Consider the following 5,321-nt stretch of genomic DNA (forward strand, 5'->3'; position numbering starts at 1 on the left):
AACTTCCAATTGGTGCCATCGAGCATTAAATGCATTTTAGGAACTGGCTCCCAAATGCTTGATATTAAGGCTTTTGAGAAGAGTCTTTTGAGAAGAGCCCAGAATCAATTCCTTGTCCTTTAAAAAAAACACCTGACGCGTTCAAGCTTGGATTTTATTGAAGGTGGAGCGTTCATCTTGTGGATCAGCGCAGGATGCTGAACCTTTCGCTGATCGATCATACTAAGTACGAAGAAGGTTCATTTGCATTAAACATTGTTGTTTATTTTTAATAAAATAGCCTCTCTTTCGGATCTTTTAAAGCCCCTTCAAAAAAGTGAGGGGGAGTATGCGGATTGTTATTAATCAAACCGGCAATACTATTTGTTCTTTGATACTATTTCCCACTCTTTTTGCCAACCGAATCTTGATATTGACTTCGCTTTTCTTTACTTTGCTTTTTTTGGCTTGCTTCCACGCACGAAAAATATTTTTTTTAAGCTATAGCCTAATCTTTTTAACCAGTAACTGATTGTACCCCAAATTCTTGAGCAGATTTTTTCAAGGTCATGTCTTGGTTTTCTTTGACGCACTCTTCAAGCTTTTCTAAGTCAATCTTTTTTTCTGAGCCACCACGCTTCTTAGGAAAATACCTGCCTTCTTGTCTGTATTTTCTATTCCACATGCCTATCGCTGATACACTTATTTTAAATGGTTGCGATGCTTCACCCGCCCCCCTCATCCAAATATTCTATTACCCTTCGTCTTAAATCGTTGCTGTGGCTCTTTGTCTCTTTCCTTTTATTACACCTAATTCAACCTAAATTACTATAGTATCGGGAAACGGTATCATATATTCTATTACTCACCCCCTTAGAACCTGTATTCATGATTCAGCTATCCTTCTTAATAGGATCATGGAATGGGCTGTTATAATCATGTTTTCAGCAGTCGCTATGGCACAATTTCATAATCTTTAGATACCCTTCGAAAAGGATTTAGCCATGCAAATGTTCTTTGGACTATCCAACGCTTTGGAAGTATGGCCCATCCTTGAGATATATGCTCTGATATTGCTATAGTTTTATTCAATATAGTTCTCACAAATTCCTCCATGAGTTTTCCTTAATCCTACTTCGTCTATAAAACGAATGTACCGTCCATTGACAACCGCTCTTGATTATATAACATACTGCATTAACACCCTCTTTTTTGTTGTATTTGCTTCTATTTCCGCTATCAAAATGATGCTTTATTACTTCCCACTCTCTCTTTTAAATCGCTAGGATAATTCTTCTTCTACTCCTCCAAGTCTTTTATATCACACTTTTTTATTCATGAATACAGGTTATTAGATCGAAGCTGTTTTGTTTCTTTTTCATTTTCTGTTAAAAATAGCCCCCCCCTGCCCCACTTTCAAGCTGAATCACTAACACAAAGCCTAAAAAAATAAGCGGGCGCTTTTTTATTCTTCCGGAATCTGATTAAGCTTAGAAGCTAAAAATGAATTCATTTCTGCTGTAATCGCTCTACTCACAGGTTTATCAACTTCTACTAAAATATCGTAATGCGTACCGTTATCTTTTTGCAGTAAATATAACCAGTGTTTTGTTCCTCCACGATTAAAAAATCTGCTGTTTTCTCTATTTCTAGAGGATTTTTTCTTTGAAAAAATAGCAATATTCGTTTTCAGGTATTCAGACATCACTTGAAAAAACGTGTCTCCATTGGGGGGACGTAGCGCGTCTATCATGTCTTCCTTTTGGTTTTGATCATCTTCATTTTTATCATCTCTGTTTCCTTGACTGTCTAGATTCTCTAATTTTAGGAATTCAGCGAACTCATCTTGAATCTTAAATACTGTTCCGCCGTATTTTTTAATTAATCTATACCAATGAGGTAACACTTGATTTGCTTTTCTTACTAATTGATTAAATTCTTCTTTAATATTTTTTCCTGGCTCTTTTCCACCATTAGATATCGCAAGGGGATCGATCAACTGCACCGCTTCCATAAGCTCTGGCAAAAGATTGCTGTCCTCTAGCTGATCATTCATCAAGTTGTTTTGAAGTTCTTTTAAACAATCTTCCAAAACATCCATCATAGTTCTGGGGACTACCCCTAAATGACTCCACAAGCACGACCCATCAGCAAATCCTGGTATTTTCATAAAACGCCCACGTGTTCCGTCATGCTTCTGAAAATCATGTATAACGAATTCAGTTTCTGCACATATACCTTCTTTAATTAAAATTTTTTTTATTGTTTCAAACTCTCTCCATGGTATTGTTTGCTTCATATTAAAAAGATTTTTTTCCCAAAAACTTTTTTCTTTTCTTCCAAAAATATCACTCTCACACTGTAGTGTATCGTTTTCATCACATATCCCTGAACTGCCCATAGACGAAAAAGTCATTATTTCAAAAAAAATAATACATAAACCAAAAAATTTTATTTTTTTCATTTTTAAACAAATCAAAATGCATATGACCACTATAACGCTAATATATTTTTTTTTAATAAAAACATACAATTTAAATTTTATGTAATTAATAAATTAAAAACATAAAAAAATATTAGGCTATGTCCTAAATTAAGCCAAAGGAACATTGAAGCCAAGCAAATAACGCCCAGAAAATTTACAGAAGTCTTAATCATAGCGTATAGCAATGGCGAGGTGTTTCTTGAGTTTAGCAAAAAATTTTCGATCAAATAACGAGATTTAATAAAGATATACATCATAATGTGAAGGCTCCAAACAGTTCTTTTTAGGGGAAATCACGGCCTTACGCTTTTTTCTTTAAGTTTTTGCGTTCATCGGCATCATACGCTTTATCAGTGCCCCCCATCAGCCTTCCACGAACAAGCAATTGTTCTTTGCTGTAACGACCTCATGCTCTTTTTTTCCAGGAAAAAGATTATTATCCTATCCAACTGATCATTCCGCAACGCATAATGTCTCATTTAATGAATATCTTTTTCGAATTTATTATTAAATTATAAATACTAAAAAAATACAAAAAAATAACTCAATTGAGGACGAGCCTTAGTTTTTTTAATCTCTAATAGTTTTGTTTTGACAAAAATTAAAAACTCAGAATTAAAGTAAATAAATTGTATAAAACTAACTATATTAAAAAACTTAGAAAATATTTCCAAAATTCTTATCAATCATCTAAAGTACTATTTCTTCAGCGTTACTTAAAATTTCAACACCTAACAACGCTTCCATACCATTAGTTGGTGCCAAAACTCCTGTAGATACTGTATGTACAAAAGCTTTACACTGCCGTTTCAAAGGAAGTTCTTGATGATCATAGGCAACCTGTGTTCTCTCTTGTGATGAAATAAACGGAGAAGTTTCTGAAAGAGCGTGCAAGCACATGCATAACTCTTCTCCATCTTGCTTTGTATCGTCAAATATTAAGCTTCCTTTTCTTCCGGTCACAATGCACCGCTGTTCTTTAATAGGATAAAGCCATGAGCTCGTAACTCGCGCTTGAATTCCGTTTTTAAACTTTAAAAAAAGAATTCCTTGATCCCCCCCTTGTAAGCAAGATTGAACGTAACGAAGCGCCTTTATAGGACGCTGAGAAGTTAGCGCAAGTATTAGCGAGATATCATGGACCCCAAGACTCCACAACGCGTCTTTTTCTCCAGGAGAAACACGTCCCCAATTATTTCGTATACAGTCGATGTACAAAATATCTCCGATTGCTTTAGACTGCACAAGAGCTAACATTTTTTCAAAAGCTCCGTGGTAACGAATTACATGACCCACCAAAATTTGAAGGCTTTTTTCTTTGGCTAAAGAACATACATCTTGTGCCTGTTTCAAATCTAAAGCCATAGGTTTTTCGATCCAAACATGCTTTCCCGCATTTAAAACAGAACAAGCCATTAAAATGTGTACAGGGGCAGGAACGCTAAGAACTACCCCCTTTATATGCGAAGAAGACAAAATTTGAGAAAACGTTAAAACAGGCACTTGAAAAGCTTGGGATAATTTGGAACATTTTTCGTCATCTTCATCAAAAACCGCTGATAGCTTTTTCATTTCTGATAACGTACGCACAATATTTTCGCCCCACAGTCCACACCCCACTACTGCAATCATCGACCTTTCGTTACCTCGAATTTAAAACGCCTTAACATTTCCGTGAAGGTTGATGGTACCACACCGCTTAACTCTCTGTAAAGATTGAAAAATGCAACAGTCTTGTCTGACTTTCATGGATCCCAAAAAACACTCCGTTTATACAAACTGCCTGCATTGTATCGTTAATGAAGATTTGCGCAGTCCAGCCCTATAGCACGAATCTTATTTACTACTTCGTCAAGAGAAGCATTACTGTTCACGATAAAATGACTTTGCTGGCGTTGCTGTTGACAATAAGCAGAAAACTCAGGCAAGGCCTCTTGCTCTAAGCGCTTGGCCACGTATTCTTTGCTATCTCCTCTATTAAGCATCCTTTTTACCCGCTCTTCTTGAGAAAGCTCTAGCCAAATTTTGACATAGCGTATACGCGGATCAAAAACAGAATCTTTTCCAAAAGCCCAGGGGGTAATAAACCGAGAAATATTTTTCTTTTTTCCTTCCTCAAGGATGGAATAGGGAATCGCATAAGCATGGTCATAATATTTTGTATGAAGTGCAAACTTTTTTTCTTGAAACATCTTATTGTAAATATCAGAATTTACAAAACAATACTCTCCATCTAAATCAGAAGCTCTTTTAGGGCGAGTAGTTAGCTTTAACACGGTCTGAATTCCCCCTAACTTAGAAACGCCCTCTGAAACAGCTGTCTTACCGGATCCTGTTAGTCCGGATACACATAATATCAGTATTAGTTCTTCTATCATATTTAACCTCTTTTTTTAAAGTTACTTTTCTGTTTTTAATTGATTTAAAGCTTTTTCAAAACCTGCAGCATGAATTCGTTCTGCTTTTGCCAACACGTCAAACCAATTAGCTATTTCTTCAAATCCTTCCTCCCGAGCGGTTTTTGCCATACTCGGATACATATCTTGGTACTCGTAACGCTCTCCAGCAGACGCTGACTCTAAATTTTCCTGAGTAGAACCAATAGGAAGATCTGTTACAGGATCTCCAATGGCAGACAAAAAATCTAAATGACGGAAAGCATGAGCAGTCTCCCCACGAGCTGTAGAACGAAACAACTCTGCCACACTAGAAACTCCCTCTCTGTCTGCCCTTAAGGCAAAATATTCGTACCGTCGATTTGCTTGAGATTCTCCTGCAAAAGCAGCCTTTAAGTTTTCATGAGTTTTTGAATTTTTTAAGGACTTTTCAGACATTTGACTAACCAAACAATTATCCT

General features: G+C 36.2%; 5 protein-coding genes and 1 pseudogene. All 6 read right to left on the bottom strand.

Features of this window, described 5'->3' with window-relative positions:
* Window positions 1-496 precede the first annotated feature (496 nt).
* Window positions 497-721, bottom strand: coding sequence for an IS630 transposase-related protein (locus K737_RS05410; RefSeq protein ID WP_006288979.1), 225 nt, complete (start codon window positions 719-721; stop codon window positions 497-499).
* A gap of 212 nt (window positions 722-933) precedes the next feature.
* Window positions 934-1,032: pseudogene (locus K737_RS12115) on the bottom strand (IS5 family transposase); the annotation flags it as partial.
* A gap of 412 nt (window positions 1,033-1,444) precedes the next feature.
* Window positions 1,445-2,443 (bottom strand): hypothetical protein, encoded by a 999-nt coding sequence (locus K737_RS05420; protein WP_152531110.1) that lies wholly within the window; start codon window positions 2,441-2,443, stop codon window positions 1,445-1,447.
* A gap of 711 nt (window positions 2,444-3,154) precedes the next feature.
* Window positions 3,155-4,096, bottom strand: coding sequence for a Gfo/Idh/MocA family protein (locus tag K737_RS05425; protein ID WP_006288986.1), 942 nt, complete (start codon window positions 4,094-4,096; stop codon window positions 3,155-3,157).
* 164 nt (window positions 4,097-4,260) lie between these two features.
* Window positions 4,261-4,842 (bottom strand): AAA family ATPase, encoded by a 582-nt coding sequence (locus tag K737_RS05430; protein ID WP_006288988.1) that lies wholly within the window; start codon window positions 4,840-4,842, stop codon window positions 4,261-4,263.
* A 21-nt stretch (window positions 4,843-4,863) separates the two neighbouring features.
* Window positions 4,864-5,298: a rubrerythrin family protein gene (locus K737_RS05435; protein WP_023491195.1), complete on the bottom strand. Its 435-nt coding sequence runs from the start codon at window positions 5,296-5,298 to the stop codon at window positions 4,864-4,866.
* Window positions 5,299-5,321 lie beyond the last annotated feature (23 nt).

The organism is Holospora undulata HU1 (genome assembly GCF_000388175.3).
In the GTDB taxonomy this organism is placed as follows: domain Bacteria; phylum Pseudomonadota; class Alphaproteobacteria; order Holosporales; family Holosporaceae; genus Holospora; species Holospora undulata_A.